This is a genomic window from Parasalinivibrio latis, assembly GCF_036825535.1.
Lineage (GTDB): Bacteria > Pseudomonadota > Gammaproteobacteria > Enterobacterales > Vibrionaceae > Parasalinivibrio > Parasalinivibrio latis.
This window is the reverse complement of the sequence record NZ_CP098812.1, coordinates 179286-195831: the sequence shown is the minus strand read 5'-3', so window position 1 is coordinate 195831 and position 16546 is coordinate 179286. Positions and strand designations below refer to the sequence as shown.

Below are 16546 nucleotides of genomic sequence, written 5' to 3'. Positions count from 1 at the left end.
CGGCTTTCAGGGTAATTATCCCCTGCGCTGGCAACGTTTTTGTCAGCACACAGAAAAAATGCCAGTTTGATAACTGGCATTTTTTATTTCCGCAGTACAGAAGCTTTTACGCTTCAAGCGCCGCTTCTTTATCTGCCATGTAGTTTTCCGGCATCTCGATGCGCGCTACACCTGAGTCAATTGCAGCCTGGGCAACAGCTTTGGCAACACGCGGTAGCAGGCGTGGGTCGAGTGGCTTGGGAATAATATACTCACGGCTGAATTCCAGCTTCTCAACACCGGCAGCTTTGAGCACACCTGCCGGTACTGGCTCTTTCGCCAGTGAGCGGATGGCTTCAACGGCTGCAAGCTTCATTTCATCATTGATGGCACTGGCGCGTACGTCCAGGGCACCACGGAAGATGAACGGGAAGCACAGTACGTTGTTAACCTGGTTAGGGTAATCAGAACGGCCGGTACCCATAATGAGATCGTCACGGACGGCATGTGCCAGCTCCGGCTTGATTTCAGGATCCGGGTTTGAACAGGCAAACACGATTGGGTTGTCAGCCATCAGCTTCAATGCTTCTGGTGGCAGCAGATCTGGGCCAGATACACCAACAAAGATATCTGCGCCTTCAATCACGTCTTCCAGCGTACGCTTATCAGTGTTGTTGGCGAACAGTTGCTTATATTCGTTGATGTCATCACGACGGGTGTGGATCACGCCCTTGCGGTCCAGCATATAGATCTTCTCACGCTGGGCACCACACTTGATGAGCATTTCCATACAGGCTACCGCTGCCGCACCTGCACCCAGGCAGACGATCACGGCTTCACGGATATCTTTGCCCTGCAGCTCTACCGCATTCAGGATACCTGCAGCCGTTACAATCGCTGTACCGTGCTGGTCATCGTGGAACACAGGAACCTGGCAGCGTTCAATCAGCTGCTTTTCAATCTCAAAGCAATCCGGTGCCTTGATATCTTCCAGGTTGATACCACCAAAGGTGTCAGAGATGTTGGCAACGGTGTCGACAAACTCTTCGATGGTACGGTGCTTGACTTCAATGTCGATAGAATCCAGTCCGGCGAAACGCTTGAACAGCAGCGCCTTGCCTTCCATCACTGGTTTTGAGGCCATTGGTCCGAGGTTGCCCAGACCCAGAATTGCAGTACCGTTGGAGATAACCGCAACCATGTTGCCCTTGCCGGTGTACTTGTACACGTTGTCCGCATCCTGCGCGATCTCACGGACCGGCTCAGCCACACCAGGGCTGTAGGCCAGTGCCAGATCTTCTGCAGTATCAGCAGGCTTGGTCAGTTCAACAGATATTTTGCCCGGAACCGGGCCGGCATGGTAATCAAGTGCCTTTTGGCGAAATTCTTCCGACATGTTTTAGTCCTAATCACAATAAGGTGGCGTCTTTGGACGCTATCTATTTTTTTTATAAAGGGTACAGGGAGTACAGGTGCCTAAAATGACACAAGTTATTAGGGGACCTTTATCCTGCATTGTGCTTTGAGCCCTTAGCGTAACGCCATCTGCGTTTGCTGGAATGGATGGAGTTCAAAGTTTGAGCAGGGGTATTTCCCCAGTAATTTGTATCCGGTCGGCATCACAAATACTGTGAACAGGCAATAGTAACGCAGTGAATTTGGGACGGCTACCGCTATATGGAGATCTGGTAGCTGCTCTGATGAGCGGGGGGACAGGGTGTTAAACAGGTACGAAAAAGGGGTGTAATTACACCCCTTTTTACGGAATTCAGAACAAGTATTACTTGCTGAACATGCCGAAACGCTTGTTGAAGCGATCTACACGGCCGCCGGTGTCAACGATACGCTGCTTACCAGTGTAGAATGGGTGGCACTTGTCACATACGTCCAGGTTGATGTCTGAACCCAGAGTAGTTTTGAACTCAAAAGAGTTACCGCAAGAACAACGTGCAGTTACTGCTTTGTATTCTGGATGGATACCAGCTTTCATAGGAATAACCTCATAAAAGGCCGTGTCGCTCTCCCGATCTTCTCGGGCACCACACGTAGTTAATAAAATAGGATTTTAAGGCCGTGCATTCTAATCAACACCGGACGGCTTCGCAACTCTTTTGCTACTTTATTCACCACTTTGATGCGGCGCCTGGATGCAAGTAAACTTCAAACCATTGCTAACGCCCTGATGGGTATACCGTTGAGTCTTTTTTGCCGATGAATGCCACTATAGCCAGGGTCGCCCTGCCGGTTCCCCTGGATAAGCTTTTTGATTACCGCCTTGAACCAGGACAGCAGCCAAGTGCTGGTACACGGGTGCGGGTGCCTTTCGGCAAACAGACCAAGGTGGGTGTGGTAGTCAGCACCGGCAACACCTCCGACTGGCCGCTTGGTGAGCTCAAGCCTGTCACTGAAATACTGGATGATGAACCGCTCTGGCCCTCGTCCTTATATAAGCTCCTGACCTGGGCTGCCGGTTATTACCAGTACCCTCTCGGTGACGCCTTTTCCGTTGTAATGCCCTCTCTTCTCCGCAAAGGACGGGCCGCATCACTGAAAGGCGAGCGTCTTTGGAAGCTGACAGAATCCGGCAGGGAGCAGTCTGTCACAGCACTGACACGGGCGCCAAAACAGGCCAGGCTCCTTACCCTGTTGCGTGACAAATCTCTTTCTGTTGCAGATATAGAAGAAGAGGAGATCAGCGCGGCAGTAATAAAGGCTGTTGCTGACAAAGGCTGGGTCGAAGAAATCACAGTCTCCCGCGAGGCAAAAGCCTGGTACCCGTCATTTAAGGTCACGGAAGAAAAGCCGCGCCTTAACGCCGAACAGGCCCTGGCGGTTGCTACCATCAACAGTGCAGACGGGTTCGGATGTTACTTGCTCGACGGGGTTACCGGTTCCGGCAAGACGGAAGTCTACCTCAACGCCATTGAGACCGTGCTTGCCAAAGGCAAACAGGCTTTGGTGATGGTGCCGGAGATTGGCCTGACACCCCAGACCATCAACCGCTTCAAACGCCGTTTTAATGTCCCGGTCGAAGTGATGCACTCTGCCCTGAATGACAGCGAGCGCCTGCACGCCTGGCTGGCAGCAAGGGACAACCAGGCCGGTATCATCATCGGTACCCGCTCCTCCCTGTTCAGTCCGTGCTCCAACCTGGGGATCATTATTGTCGATGAGGAGCACGACACCTCTTACAAACAGCAGGACAGTTTCAGATACCATGCGCGGGATCTTGCGGTGATGCGGGCCAACCGGGAGAACATCCCAGTCATCCTTGGCTCGGCCACGCCGTCGCTGGAGAGCCTGCATAACGCCCAGGCCGGTAAATACCACCACCTGGTGTTGTCCCAACGCGCCGGCAACGCAGTCAATGCCAGCCACAGCGTGCTGGACATCCGCGGCCTGCATGTCAGTGCCGGGCTTTCTGCTCCACTCATTGCTGACATGCGCCGCCACCTGAAAGCCGGCAACCAGGTGATGCTGTTTCTCAACCGCCGTGGCTACGCACCTGCAATGATGTGCCATGAATGCGGGTGGATTGCTGCCTGCCAGCGCTGCGATGCCTACTACACATTGCACCAGAAACAGGGGGAGCTCCGGTGCCATCACTGCGGCAGCCAGCGCCCAATCCCCCACCAGTGCGTCAACTGCGGCTCGACCCAGTTGATTGGCGTCGGTGTGGGTACAGAACAACTGGAAAAGACCCTTGAAGATCTTTTCCCGGAATACAAAACAATCCGCATCGACAGGGACAACACGCGCCGCAAGGGGAGCCTGGAGAATTACCTTACTGCCATACGCAACCGTGAATACCAGATCCTTATCGGCACCCAGATGCTTGCCAAGGGGCACCACTTCCCGGATGTCACCCTTGTCGCCATGATAGATGTAGACTCAGCCCTTTTCAGCAACGACTTCCGAGCACCGGAGCGCCTGGCCCAGCTCTACATCCAGGTAGCAGGCCGCGCCGGACGGGCCAGCAAGCCGGGGCATGTGCTTTTGCAGACCCACCACCCGGAGCACCCGCTGCTGCAAACCCTGTTGGAAGTCGGCTACCCGCAGTTCGCGGAAAATGCCCTTGAAGAGCGAAAGGCGGTGGGCCTCCCCCCATACTCCTGTATCGGGCTTATCCGGGCAGAAAGCCACCACAACCATGAAGTCCAGCAGTTCCTCGAACAGGTACGTGTTGCACTCGAAGCCAGCCCCCATGCACTAGGCCCCTATGGCCTCCTTGGCCCTGCTCCAGCCCCGCTTGCCCGCCGGGCAGGACGCTACCGCTGGCAGTTACTGGCAAATGCCCCATCACGGCCGGCTCTGCAAAACCTGATGAAAACAGCACTGCCTGTCATCCAGCAATTACCGTTGGCACGAAAGGTTCGCTGGTCACTTGATATCGAGCCTCAGGACATGAGCTGAGGCGATAAAGCACACAAGCGGGACTGGGATCACATTTCCAATGTAAGAACTGTTAACAGACACGTATTTATCTTTAGTCGCTGTGCCTACAATAACCCACCAGTCAGCAAGTCCGGCGTTTAGTCCGGACTTTTGCTGCGCCCAGGAGAAAAAGACAACCAAGAGGAACCAACGTCATGGCGACAATGAAGGATGTTGCCCAGCTTGCCGGAGTCTCAACCGCAACCGTGTCTCGCGCACTGATGAACCCAGAGAAGGTTTCATCATCCACACGGAAAAAAGTCGAAAATGCGGTACTCGAAGCGGGTTACTCCCCCAATTCATTAGCCAGAAACCTGCGCCGTAACGAGTCAAAGACCATCGTTACCATAGTGCCGGATATCTGCGACCCTTATTTCACTGAGATTATCCGTGGTATTGAAGAAGCCGCCATGGAATACGGTTACCTGGTTCTGCTCGGTGACAGCGGTAAACAGGCTCAGCGTGAAAGTTCCTTTGTAAACCTGGTATTTACCAAGCAGGCTGATGGCATGCTCCTTTTGGGCACGGATCTTCCTTTTGACGTCAGCAAGCCGGAACAGAAAAACCTTCCGCCTCTGGTGATGGCATGTGAATACGCACCGGAACTGGAGCTTCCGACCGTCCATATCGATAACCTCACGGCCGCCTTTGAGGCAGTGAACTACCTGACCCAGGTAGGCCACCGCAGGATCGCCCAGATCACCGGGGATCCGAATGCTGCCCTGACCCAGTTCCGTACCCAGGGTTACCAGCAGGCCTTGCGCCGTGCCGGTGTGACCATTGATAACGGATTTACCTATGTCGGAGATTTCTCTTTCGCCGCAGGTGCTCGTGCCATGACGCAACTGCTTTCGCTGCCGGAACCGCCGACCGCCGTTTTCTGCCATAACGATGTGATGGCAATCGGAGCCATGCAACAGGCTAAACGCCTCGGTATGCGGGTACCCCAGGACATCTCAATCGTCGGCTTTGATGACATCCAGTTTGCTGAATACTGTGACCCGCCACTGACCACGGTTTCCCAGCCAAGGTATGAAATAGGCCGTCAGGCCATGCTGATGCTGCTCGAGCTGTTAAAAGGAAAGGATGTCCGCGCGGGCTCCCGCCTTCTGGATACCAAACTGGTGGTCCGCGAAAGTGTGGCTCCCCCCACGCGATGACTCGCCTGTCGCTGTGGTATTGGCTCAGGCGGCCTGAAACAGTACCATAGCGGCTTTGGCACCCTAACCTGCAGTTTCGGATTGTTGTGGCAACTAGAGATTACGTAAAACGCGGGAAGACCCCGCGCAAAGCTCCCCGGAAAAGCCCTAAAAAGCAGCCGGTATCACGACCATTCCCAATTAAGTGGGCAATTCTGGCAGTTATCCTGACAGCCGGTTTCGCTTATGGCCTGTTTTTGCTTTCAAAAAGTGATGCCCCGGCACCTCAAAAACCGGTAGAAAAAACCGTTGAAGTAAAAAAAGCTGAGCCGAAAAAAGACAAGAATGCCCTTCCGCCCAAGCCCAAGGAAAAATGGAGCTATGTAGAAGAGCTGGAGAACAAGAAGGTTGAGGTAGAAGCGCCTGAGCCACAGGCTCCAGGCCGTCCGTACCTGATGCAATGCGGCGCTTACCGCAGTATCGAACAGGCTGATTCACGCAAGGCCATGATTGCCTTCCAGGGTCTGGAAAGCCAAATCAGGACGACCCAGGGCGAAAAAGGCACCTGGTACCGTGTCATCCTCGGGCCTTACACCCACAAACGTAAGGCCGAGCGCGATCGCAACATGCTGCGCCGTGCCGGTATCGAACCCTGCGCTATCTGGTACTGGGACTGATCCAAACCTTCCATGGAAAATACCGCCTCTGTGGCGGTATTTTTTTGCCGGCATTTTCCCTCTCAACCCCGGGTTTTCTTGCCCTTTGCGGTAATCAAATCATCACACACTCCCTTGAAATCTGTTTTTAATGCCCCCAAGTAGGAGATAACACTCCTTCTGGCCCAGCCAGAGTGACTTTAAAGAGGTTTACCGTGACAACGATCGTATCAGTCCGCCGAGACGGAAAAGTGGTCATTGCCGGAGATGGACAGGTCTCCCTGGGCAATACAGTGATGAAAGGCAATGCCCGCAAAGTACGCCGCCTGTATAACGGCAAAGTTCTGGCAGGTTTTGCCGGTGGTACGGCCGATGCTTTCACCCTTTTCGAACGTTTCGAGCGTAAGCTGGAAATGCACCAGGGCCACCTGACCAAAGCAGCTGTGGAACTGGCCAAAGACTGGCGTACCGACCGTGCATTGCGCCGCCTTGAAGCGCTGCTGGCGGTAGCCGATGAAACAGCATCACTCATTATCACCGGTAACGGTGACGTGGTAGAACCGGAAAACGACCTGATTGCTATTGGTTCAGGCGGTAACTTTGCCCAGGCAGCAGCCCGTGCATTGCTGGAAAACACTGACCTGGATGCCCGCACCATTGCGGAAAAATCCCTGACTATCGCCGGTGACATCTGCGTATTCACCAACCAGTACCACACCGTCGAAGAACTCGACAGCAACAAGTAACAGGAATGCCTACATGTCTGAAATGACCCCTCGTGAAATTGTTCATGAACTGAACCGCCACATCATCGGTCAGGACAAAGCCAAGCGCGCTGTGGCTATCGCCCTGCGTAACCGCTGGCGCCGCATGCAGCTTCCTGAAGAGCTGCGAGTAGAAGTCACCCCGAAAAACATCCTGATGATTGGCCCAACCGGTGTGGGTAAAACTGAAATCGCACGCCGCCTGGCCAAGCTGGCCAACGCCCCTTTCATCAAAGTTGAAGCCACCAAGTTCACCGAAGTGGGTTATGTGGGCAAGGAAGTGGAAACCATTATCCGCGACCTGACCGACGTTGCCGTTAAGCTGGTACACCAGCAGGCAACCGAAAAGGTTCGCTTCCGTGCTGAAGAGCAGGCTGAAGAACGCGTCCTGGATGCCCTCCTGCCACCACCTCGTGATGCCTGGGGCCAGACTGAACAGGCTGACAACAACAGTGCTACCCGCCAGAGCTTCCGCAAGAAGCTGCGCGAGCACAAGCTTGACGACAAAGAGATCGACATTGACGTTGCCGCACCACAAATGGGCGTTGAGATCATGGCACCTCCTGGCATGGAGGAAATGACCAACCAGCTTCAGAGCATGTTCCAAAACCTTGGTGGTAACACCAAGAAAAACCGCAAGATGAAGATCAAGGACGCCCTGAAAGCACTGACTGAAGAAGAAGCCTCAAAGCTGGTTAACCAGGAAGAGCTCAAAGAGCAGGCTATCTACCTGGTGGAAAACCACGGCATCGTATTTATCGATGAGATCGACAAGATCTGTAAGCGTGGTGAGTCTTCGGGCCCGGACGTTTCCCGCGAAGGTGTACAGCGTGACCTGCTGCCACTGGTAGAAGGCTCAACCGTTTCTACCAAGCACGGCATGGTGCGTACCGACCATATCCTGTTCATTGCATCCGGAGCATTCCAGGTAGCGCGTCCTTCAGACCTTATCCCTGAACTTCAGGGCCGTCTGCCAATCCGCGTCGAGCTTGAGGCTTTGTCGGCAGGTGATTTCAAACGCATCCTGACTGAACCTAATGCGTCCCTGACTGAGCAGTACCGTGCCCTGATGGCGACCGAAGAAGTGGAAATCAGCTTCACTGAGGACGGTATTGAAGAAATTGCCAACTGTGCATGGAAAGTGAACGAGAAGACCGAGAATATCGGTGCCCGTCGCCTTCACACCGTGATGGAACGCCTGATGGATGGCATCTCTTTTGACGCCTCAGAAAAAGCGGGCAGCACATTTGAAATCGATTCTGCCTACGTGAAGTCAAACCTCGACATGCTGGTAGAAGATGAAGATCTGAGCCGCTTTATCCTGTAACAGCGCCAATGCGAAGTTCGATACAAAAGGTGACCACAGCGGTCACCTTTTTTGTATTCGTTCCCATTTACTTCAATAAGTTGTGACACTGACTGAAAATTGCGCTGACGCAATCTAGCGACAGATAATATGTGCCAGTCATTGCGGTGGTGATGTTTTGCGCGAATAATACAGGTTTTCAGTTTGTGATCCGCAGTACTTGCTATGAACTCTTCACTTGCAATCTGGCTCGATGCAGCCCGGCCCAAAACCTTGCCACTGGCGGTTGCGTCGATTTTAACCGGCAGCGCCGTCGCGGGATCACAGGGACGTTTTTCACTGGCTATTACGGTTTTGGCCCTGTTGACTGCCTTGCTTTTACAAATTCTCTCCAACCTTGCCAATGACTATGGCGATGCGGTTAAAGGCACCGACAACGAAAACCGCCTTGGTCCGCAGCGCGCCATCCAATCCGGTTTGGTCACTCCGGCGACCATGCGCACCGCGATGATGTTCAATATTGTCCTGACCCTTGCCAGTGGTGCCAGCCTCATTCTGCTCGCCTGCGACAATCTTTCGGACATGATGGGCTTTGTGGTTCTCGGCATCCTTGCGATAGCCGCCTCCATCACCTATACCGTCGGCAACAAGCCTTACGGCTACCGCGGCCTTGGTGACCTCTCCGTGCTGATTTTCTTTGGCTGGCTGGGTGTCGCCGGTACGTTTTATCTGCAGGCAGGCGAAATCAGCTCGGTGATTATGCTTCCTGCTACAGCCTGTGGTTTGTTGGCGGTTGGCGTACTCAACATCAATAACCTTCGTGATATCGACAATGACCGCGCCTGTGGCAAGAATACCCTGGCCGTCCGCATGGGGCCGCAATGGGGTCGCAAATACCACATTGTGTTACTGGCTGGAGCCACCCTGTGCCTGACCGTCTTCAACCTGGCAGTTCAACCACCCTGGTTTGGCTGGCTGTTCCTGTTGGCTGTACCCATGCTGTTCCATCATGGACGACAAGTGCTGGCATCGCCAAATGGTGCAGCCCTGCGCCCTATGATGGGGACGATGGTTAAATGTGCCCTGCTGACCAATGTGCTGTTTGCCGCGGGAATGATCATACACTGAGTGGTGTTGCAGACCCTGTACGGCTTCACGCCCCGTTTTGCGGGACTTGTCATTGCAAAGCACGGGCAGCCCGTTATACTTTTTCGGTGTTGCAGAAGCACTTTGCAACTTCCTTTCCCAGCCAAGGCAAGAAGTTAGACTATGGAATACAATACCTCAGAGCTTTGCGACGTTTATCTTGATCAGGTCGATGTCGTTGAACCAATGTTTAACTCTTACGGTGGCCGCAGCTCCTTTGGGGGCCAGGTAACGACCATCAAGTGTTTCGAAGATTCCGGGATTATCCGCAGCGTCGCAGAACTCGGCGGTGAAGGACGGGTAATGCTGATTGACGGTGGTGGCTCCCTGCGTCGCGCATTGGTTGATGCTGATGTTGCCGCACTGGCCGCTGAGAACAAATGGGAAGGCATTGTGGTTTATGGCTGCGTACGTGATGTAGATGCCCTGGACGAAATTGATATCGGCATCAAGGCCCTTGCCTCCATCCCTGTTGGTGCAGACAGCCAGGGAATCGGCGAATCCGATGTCCCGGTTAATTTTGGCGGAGTAACCTTCCTGCCGGAAGACCATATCTACGCTGACTCCACCGGAGTGATCCTCTCACCAGAGCCGCTGGACATCGAATAGCAGATATAAAAAAACAGAGCCGGACGGCTCTGTTTTTTTATGCGAAGAGGGAAACTTATTCCACTTCGTCCATCTTGCCCAGCAGGCTGCGGATGCGTTCTTGCCAAGCTTGGTGATCAGCAATCAGACGGGCATTTTCCTGAGTCAGCTCTTCTTGTTGCTGGCGCAGGCCGTTTGATTCATTTTCCAGAGAGCTGTTACGTTCTTTCAGCTCTTCGATTTCCATTTGAAGCAGAGAGATGGTATCCACAGCCATCTGCACTTTGGCTTCCAGTTTTTCAAGAATCTCAAATGACATCAGGGCCACCTATTCCTATTAGCTTGTCGTTCCACAGCATCAGGCTGTGTGCATACGCCTATTCTACTCACGCATTTCCCGGCTGACACGTATCAATTCCCGTGATGGGCATCAACTGGTCAAAAATACAGCGCAATTTCCCGAACCAATGCGGCATCTGCGCCAGACAGGGGGATCATAGTGCCAAATCCCATGTCATGCTGGCAGGCAACATAGTACCGATTGCCTAAAGAATTGTCATATTCCGGTCAATTGCAAAACGGAGCAGCAAAGCCGGGCGAATATTCATACACCTCAAGCAAACCCCCAAACCAAACGAAAATAAACGAACATTTTATTAACAATAAACGAACAGTTTTGGTTATTATGATGCTTATTGTGAGCGAAGAATGATTTTCGAAATATCCTTTATGCTCGAACGCACAATTTCAGTGACACTGCATTCACATGGCGTAACAGAGGCGTACATTGGGCGCTGAACCATAACAATAAAAGGTCTGAATCCATGAACGTCTCAAATAAAGCCCTGATGGGTGAGTGCCTTGCTGAGTTTATCGGCACCGGCTTGCTCATATTCTTCGGTGTTGGCTGCGTCGCTGCGCTGGTGTTAACCGGCGCGGACTTCGGCCAATGGGAGGTTAGTATAATCTGGGGGATCGGTGTTGCCATTGCTATCTACTGTACTGCCGGTGTATCCGGGGCACACCTGAACCCAGCAGTTACCATTGCACTCACCCTGTTTGCCGGTTTTGACCGCCGCAAGGTGTTGCCTTTTATTGCAGCTCAAATGCTTGGCGCATTCTGCTCTGCGGCACTGGTTTACAGCCTGTATGCCAACCTTTTTGCTGACTTTGAAGCTGCAAACCAAATTGCCCGCGGCAGCGAAGCAAGCCTGGCAACTGCGGGAATTTTCTCAACGTACGCCCATCCGCTGCTGAGTTTTGGCAGTGCATTTGCGGTTGAGTTTGCCATTACCGCTGTATTGATGTTTGGCATCCTGGCATTCGGTGATGAGAAAAACGGTGCCAAGCGTGGTGCCATGAACCCACTGCTGATCGGCCTTTTGATTGCTGTGATCGGCGGTTCACTGGGTCCTCTGACTGGTTTTGCCATGAACCCGGCACGCGATTTTGGACCAAAACTGTTTGCTTTCTTCTCCGGCTGGGGTGAGATGGCACTGACAGGCGGACGGGATATCCCTTATTTCCTGGTACCTATGCTTGCACCAATTGCCGGTGCCTGTTTCGGTGCCTGGCTGTATCCAAAAGCCATTGCAGCTTATCTGCCTGGCAGCGGATGCACCATTCCAAACCAGTGCGATGAAAAAGCGGTAAGCGAAACTGCTGAAGCTTGATGATAATTAGATTAAGTCTGGATCCTACAAGAGTTTGACGAGGAACGTTTTATGCCAACTGAACAGAAATATATCGTAGCGCTAGATCAGGGAACCACCAGCTCTCGGGCAGTTGTCCTTGATCATGACGCCAATATTGTCAGTGTCGCACAACGAGAGTTCACTCAGATTTATCCGGAAGCCGGCTGGGTCGAGCATGATCCACTGGAAATTTATGCCACCCAGAGTGCCACCTTGGTTGAAGCTCTGGGTAAAGCAGGCATCCGCTCAGACCAGGTTGCCGCTATCGGCATTACCAACCAGCGTGAAACAACGGTGGTATGGAACAAAAACACCGGTAAGCCGGTATATAACGCCATTGTCTGGCAATGCCGACGCACGGCCCCTATCTGCGAAGACCTGAAATCACGTGGACTGGAGGAGTACATTCGTGAAAACACCGGCCTGGTAGTCGACCCGTATTTTTCCGGCACCAAGATTAAGTGGATTCTCGACAATGCAGAAGGTGCCCGCGAGCAGGCGGAAGCCGGTGAACTGCTGTTCGGTACCATTGATACCTGGCTTATCTGGAAGATGACTCAGGGACGTGTCCACGTGACCGACTACACCAACGCCAGCCGTACCATGGTGTTTAACATCAACACCATGGAATGGGACAAAAAGCTGCTTGATGAACTGGGTATCCCGGCCTCAATGATGCCGGAAGTAAAATCGTCCTCTGAGGTGTACGGCCAAACTAACATCGGCGGCAAAGGCGGTACCCGTATCCCTATTGCGGGCATTGCCGGCGACCAGCAGGCAGCACTGTTCGGACAAATGTGTGTCGAAGCAGGCCAGGCAAAGAATACCTACGGTACCGGCTGCTTCCTGCTGATGAACACCGGCAAGGAAAAAGTCACCTCGAAAAACGGCCTGCTGACCACCCTGGGTTGTGGCCCGAAAGGCGAGGTCGCCTACGCGCTGGAAGGTGCGGTGTTTATGGGCGGCGCATCCATCCAGTGGCTGCGCGATGAGATGAAGCTTATAAACGATGCTCGTGACTCTGAATACTTTGCCACCAAAGTCGACACGTCCAACGGTGTCTATGTGGTACCGGCCTTCACCGGTCTGGGTGCCCCGCACTGGGACCCGTATGCACGTGGCGCGATTGTTGGACTGACCAGGGGTGCAAACTCCAATCACATTATCCGCGCCACCCTGGAGAGTATCGCTTACCAGTCACTTGATGTACTGACAGCGATGGAAGCAGACTCCGGCATCAAGCTCGACTTCCTCAAGGTTGATGGCGGTGCGGTAGCCAACAACTTCCTGATGCAGTTCCAGGCAGACGTGCTCAACACTGAGGTACACCGCCCGGTTGTCACTGAGGTTACCGCTCTCGGCTCGGCTTACCTGGCCGGCCTGGCTGTGGGATACTGGGACAGCATTGACGAGTTGAAAGACAAAGCCAAGCTTGATCGCAGCTTTGTCCCATGCCCGGATGATGGCAAACGCGAGCGCCGCCACAACGGTTGGAAACGCGCCGTTGGCCGGGCAAAAGGCTGGGAAGAAGTATAAAAAACTTAGTACAGGAGAAGGTCTGCCCCGGCAGGCCTTTTTTTCGGCCAAACAGGTGCCTAACGAGCGAAACTTTCAAAAACGCAAACGTTTCCTTTTACCCTGTGGTAGAATCCGCGCCGATTACCGCTTTACTCAAAAACTATCAGTTTACTCAAAATTTTGACTTGGAGTTCGGATGAAACGCGACCTGGCTATGGCATTTTCCCGCGTCACGGAAGGTGCAGCGCTGGCTGGCCACAAGTGGCTTGGCCGTGGTGACAAAAACGCAGCAGACGGTGCTGCAGTTGAAGTCATGCGTGCCCTGCTGAATCAGACAGAAATTGCCGGTGAAATCGTTATCGGTGAAGGTGAAATTGATGATGCCCCTATGCTGTTTATCGGTGAGGAAGTGGGCATGGGCGGCGATGCCGTAGATATTGCCGTTGACCCTATCGAAGGCACCCGCATGACCGCCATGGGCCAGTCCAATGCCCTGTCTGTGCTGGCAGCCGGTGAGAAAGGCAGTTTCCTCAAAGCTCCAGATATGTACATGGAGAAACTGGTTGTCGGCCAGGAAGCCAAAGGCGTTATCGATATCGACAAACCACTTCGCGAGAACCTTGCCGCTATCGCAAAGGCACTGGGTAAACCCCTCGACCAACTGGTAGTAACCACCCTTGCCAAACCTCGCCACGACAACACCATTCGTGAAATGCAGGAAATGGGTGTAAAAGTATTTGCCATTCCTGACGGCGACGTTGCAGCCTCCATCCTCACTTGCATGCCGGACAGTGAAGTGGACGTAATGTACGGTATCGGCGGCGCACCTGAAGGGGTGGTTTCTGCGGCCGTGATACGAGCCCTGGGAGGCGACATGAACGGTCGATTGCTGCCCCGCCATGAAGTAAAAGGGGACACTGAAGAAAACCGCCGCTTCGGTGAAATGGAAATCAGCCGCTGTGCAGAGATGGGGATTGAACCCGGTAAGAAACTGCGCATGGAAGACATGGCCCGCAGCGATAATGTGATTTTCTCGGCAACCGGCATCACCAAGGGTGACCTGCTGAATGGCATCAGCCGCAAAGGCAACATTGCGACAACGGAAACCCTGCTGATCCGTGGAAAATGCCGCACCATCCGCCGCATTTCTTCCACCCATTACCTGGATCGCAAGGACGACGCCGTCAAAGGCCACATCCTTTAAGCTTCCCTGCCGGTCATCCCCCTGGCCGGCTTTCTCCCCACCTCCGTTCCACCACCACAGCTTTGTCTGGCTGCTGTTCCCCTGCGTAGATTCTCAGCGAGTTATCCCTCTTACATGCAACATATGCCCTATAGTTAATACGTCTGCACAATTAATGAGGCGCATATCTATGGGAATCCGTCAGCGACACTTTTTACACTTTGCCGTGACTTTCTTTGCGGTACTGTGCTTATCCCTTAGCCCCACCCTTAGGGCCGAAACCATCAAAATAGGCATGTCTACAGCATTGGCAGGGCCGGCAAAGGGCTTGGGTAAAAACGTCAAAGCCGGCGTAGAAAGCTACTTCAAGATGATCAATGAGCAAGGCGGCGTAAACGGCCATACGCTCGAACTGATTGCCCTGAACGATGGCTATGAACCCGACCGGGCGGCCAGGAATATGCGTAAGCTCATTGAAAAAGAAAAAGTGTCCGCCGTTATCGGAAATGTTGGGACACCGACTGCCGTAGTGACTGTACCTCTGGCTAACCAGCTGAAAACACCGCTCGTCGGGGCAATTACAGGGGCAGGGCTGTTAAGAAACACCCCGCCTGACCGCTACGTAATCAATTACCGCGCCAGCTATGCCCAGGAAACAGCGGCGATGATTGAAGGCTTACTGAAAAGCGGTATTAAACCTGAAGAAATCGCTTTTTTCACCCAACAGGACGGCTATGGCAAGGCAGGCTATGACGGTGCAGTCAAGGCGCTGAAAGCAAAAGGTTTTGACCGTACTGCATCGCTGGCCCATGGCCGGTATCTCCGTAACACCTCCAGGGTAGAGAAAGGGCTGACAACCATCCTTAATGCCGACGTAAAACCCAAAGCAATAATTATGGTTGGCGCTTACAAGCCATGTGCAAAGTTCATAAAACTGGCTAAACAGAAGCTTCCTGATGCCCTGTACCTCAACGTATCGTTCGTTGGCAGCATCCCATTGCTGAAAGAATTGGGTAAAAACGCTGAAGGCGTAATCGTGACCCAGGTAGTACCGCACTACCAGTCAGACCTTCCGGGCGTCCGTGAATACCGTGAAGCATTTGCCAAATACAGCAAGGGTACCCCGGCCAGCTTCCTTTCCCTTGAGGGGTACCTGGCAGCAAAAATACTGGTAATGGGAATTGAGAAAGCAGGCAACTCAGTAACCTCTGAGACAATTGTGGATGGCCTGCACAGTCTCAATGTGTTTGACCTAGGTATCGATACCGCCCTACAAATTACAGCAGACAGCCACCAAGCCAGTAACAGGGTTTGGCCAACCCAAATCCAGGATGGCCAATATGTCACACTGAACTGGGATTCCCTGTAAGACCAACTCACCCGGCGGGTTAACTGCCCGCCATCCCTCTCCTGCCACGCTTTTCCGCACTACCAGGTACCTCACCATTTAGTAAAGCGGTTGCTTTATTTACTCCATTCACGACATAATGGTTACAACATCGACAGACGTCAGGTGATCATGAAGACCATCGATATCATTTTGCAAAGAATCAAACGCGACGGTGCTGTCACTGCCAAAGTGCTCGCTGATGAGCTGGGTATGACAACCATGGGGATCCGCCAGCACCTCCAGAGTCTGGAAGATTCAGGGTTGGTTGAATTCAGCGATATTCGCGTCAAAGTCGGTCGGCCGACCCGTCACTGGAACCTGACACCTGAGGGCCACAATCGCTTTGCCGACCGCCATGGTGATCTCAGCGTCACACTTATTGAATCTGTTGAGGCACTTTTCGGCCAGGAAGGCATAGAAAAAGTCGTGAGTCGGCGGGAAGAGATTACACTGAAATTATACCAGTCAGAATTCCACGACTGCACCAGCCTTGAAGAAAAGCTCAACCGGCTGGTCTCCCTGCGCGAGCAGGAAGGTTACATGGCAGAACTGAACCGGGAAAATACTGATTATATATTGGTGGAAAACCACTGCCCCATCTGCCATGCAGCAAAACGTTGTGAAACGCTTTGCCACTCGGAACTGCGGCTTTTCCAGCGCCTGCTGGGAAACGAGTGCCGGGTAGAACGGGATGAACACATTATTAAAGGGCAGCGCCGCTGCACATACCGTTTCATCCCCAATTAACC

Annotated in this window: 15 protein-coding genes; 12 read left to right on the top strand and 3 right to left on the bottom strand. The window is 53.1% G+C overall.

Features of this window, described 5'->3' with window-relative positions; translation table 11 throughout:
- Positions 1-106: 106 nt before the first annotated feature.
- Positions 107-1375 carry a malic enzyme-like NAD(P)-binding protein gene (locus NF212_RS00955; RefSeq protein WP_434358040.1) on the bottom strand — a complete coding sequence of 423 codons (1269 nt, stop codon included), beginning with the start codon at positions 1373-1375 and terminating at the stop codon, positions 107-109.
- 384 nt (positions 1376-1759) lie between these two features.
- Entirely contained in the window at positions 1760-1969 is a 210-nt protein-coding gene (gene rpmE, locus NF212_RS00950) for a 50S ribosomal protein L31 (RefSeq protein ID WP_434358038.1), read from the bottom strand.
- 221 nt (positions 1970-2190) lie between these two features.
- On the opposite strand from rpmE, the gene priA reads away from it, so the two are divergent.
- The 7 genes from priA to rraA all read left to right on the top strand — a co-directional run bounded on the left by priA (position 2191) and on the right by rraA (position 10033).
- Positions 2191-4392, top strand: coding sequence for a primosomal protein N' (gene priA, locus NF212_RS00945; RefSeq protein ID WP_434358036.1), 2202 nt, complete (start codon positions 2191-2193; stop codon positions 4390-4392).
- Positions 4393-4568: 176 nt separating this feature from the next.
- The gene (cytR, locus tag NF212_RS00940) at positions 4569-5573 is read left to right on the top strand and encodes a DNA-binding transcriptional regulator CytR (RefSeq protein WP_434358034.1); all 1005 of its coding nucleotides are present in this window, start codon (positions 4569-4571) and stop codon (positions 5571-5573) included.
- Between the two features lie 86 nt (positions 5574-5659).
- Entirely contained in the window at positions 5660-6229 is a 570-nt protein-coding gene (locus NF212_RS00935; RefSeq protein ID WP_434358032.1) for an SPOR domain-containing protein, read from the top strand.
- A gap of 194 nt (positions 6230-6423) precedes the next feature.
- Positions 6424-6954, top strand: a complete 531-nt coding sequence (gene hslV, locus NF212_RS00930; protein ID WP_054673640.1) for an ATP-dependent protease subunit HslV — start codon at positions 6424-6426, stop codon at positions 6952-6954.
- Positions 6955-6967: 13 nt separating this feature from the next.
- Complete coding sequence (gene hslU / locus NF212_RS00925; protein WP_434358029.1) at positions 6968-8299, top strand: HslU--HslV peptidase ATPase subunit; 1332 nt, start codon at positions 6968-6970, stop codon at positions 8297-8299.
- Between the two features lie 204 nt (positions 8300-8503).
- Positions 8504-9406 (top strand): 1,4-dihydroxy-2-naphthoate polyprenyltransferase, encoded by a 903-nt coding sequence (locus NF212_RS00920; RefSeq protein ID WP_434358027.1) that lies wholly within the window; start codon positions 8504-8506, stop codon positions 9404-9406.
- A gap of 141 nt (positions 9407-9547) precedes the next feature.
- The gene (rraA, locus tag NF212_RS00915; RefSeq protein WP_434358025.1) at positions 9548-10033 is read left to right on the top strand and encodes a ribonuclease E activity regulator RraA; all 486 of its coding nucleotides are present in this window, start codon (positions 9548-9550) and stop codon (positions 10031-10033) included.
- A 55-nt stretch (positions 10034-10088) separates the two neighbouring features.
- On the opposite strand, the gene zapB is transcribed toward rraA, so the two are convergent.
- On the bottom strand, positions 10089-10331 hold the full coding sequence (gene zapB, locus NF212_RS00910; RefSeq protein ID WP_054673670.1) for a cell division protein ZapB: 243 nt from the start codon (positions 10329-10331) through the stop codon (positions 10089-10091).
- A 505-nt stretch (positions 10332-10836) separates the two neighbouring features.
- Here zapB and NF212_RS00905 point away from each other — a divergent pair.
- From NF212_RS00905 to NF212_RS00885, 5 genes are all read left to right on the top strand, one after another.
- Entirely contained in the window at positions 10837-11685 is an 849-nt protein-coding gene (locus tag NF212_RS00905; protein ID WP_434358022.1) for an MIP/aquaporin family protein, read from the top strand.
- A 51-nt stretch (positions 11686-11736) separates the two neighbouring features.
- Positions 11737-13242 carry a glycerol kinase GlpK gene (glpK, locus tag NF212_RS00900; protein ID WP_434358020.1) on the top strand — a complete coding sequence of 502 codons (1506 nt, stop codon included), beginning with the start codon at positions 11737-11739 and terminating at the stop codon, positions 13240-13242.
- A gap of 178 nt (positions 13243-13420) precedes the next feature.
- Positions 13421-14428, top strand: coding sequence for a class II fructose-bisphosphatase (glpX, locus tag NF212_RS00895; protein ID WP_434358018.1), 1008 nt, complete (start codon positions 13421-13423; stop codon positions 14426-14428).
- Positions 14429-14582: 154 nt separating this feature from the next.
- Positions 14583-15776, top strand: coding sequence for an ABC transporter substrate-binding protein (locus NF212_RS00890; protein WP_434358016.1), 1194 nt, complete (start codon positions 14583-14585; stop codon positions 15774-15776).
- Between the two features lie 150 nt (positions 15777-15926).
- Complete coding sequence (locus tag NF212_RS00885) at positions 15927-16544, top strand: helix-turn-helix transcriptional regulator (RefSeq protein ID WP_434358014.1); 618 nt, start codon at positions 15927-15929, stop codon at positions 16542-16544.
- The last annotated feature ends 2 nt before the right edge of the window (positions 16545-16546 follow it).

Coding starts and splice junctions, on each gene's coding strand:
- NF212_RS00905 (WP_434358022.1), top strand. CDS start 10,837: ATGAACGTCTCAAATAAAGCCCTGATGGGTGAGTGCCTTGCTGAGTTT.
- glpK (WP_434358020.1), top strand. CDS start 11,737: ATGCCAACTGAACAGAAATATATCGTAGCGCTAGATCAGGGAACCACC.
- glpX (WP_434358018.1), top strand. CDS start 13,421: ATGAAACGCGACCTGGCTATGGCATTTTCCCGCGTCACGGAAGGTGCA.
- hslU (WP_434358029.1), top strand. CDS start 6,968: ATGTCTGAAATGACCCCTCGTGAAATTGTTCATGAACTGAACCGCCAC.
- priA (WP_434358036.1), top strand. CDS start 2,191: ATGAATGCCACTATAGCCAGGGTCGCCCTGCCGGTTCCCCTGGATAAG.
- NF212_RS00920 (WP_434358027.1), top strand. CDS start 8,504: ATGAACTCTTCACTTGCAATCTGGCTCGATGCAGCCCGGCCCAAAACC.
- NF212_RS00955 (WP_434358040.1), bottom strand. CDS start 1,375: ATGTCGGAAGAATTTCGCCAAAAGGCACTTGATTACCATGCCGGCCCG.
- rraA (WP_434358025.1), top strand. CDS start 9,548: ATGGAATACAATACCTCAGAGCTTTGCGACGTTTATCTTGATCAGGTC.
- NF212_RS00890 (WP_434358016.1), top strand. CDS start 14,583: ATGAGGCGCATATCTATGGGAATCCGTCAGCGACACTTTTTACACTTT.
- NF212_RS00885 (WP_434358014.1), top strand. CDS start 15,927: ATGAAGACCATCGATATCATTTTGCAAAGAATCAAACGCGACGGTGCT.
- zapB (WP_054673670.1), bottom strand. CDS start 10,331: ATGTCATTTGAGATTCTTGAAAAACTGGAAGCCAAAGTGCAGATGGCT.
- cytR (WP_434358034.1), top strand. CDS start 4,569: ATGGCGACAATGAAGGATGTTGCCCAGCTTGCCGGAGTCTCAACCGCA.
- rpmE (WP_434358038.1), bottom strand. CDS start 1,969: ATGAAAGCTGGTATCCATCCAGAATACAAAGCAGTAACTGCACGTTGT.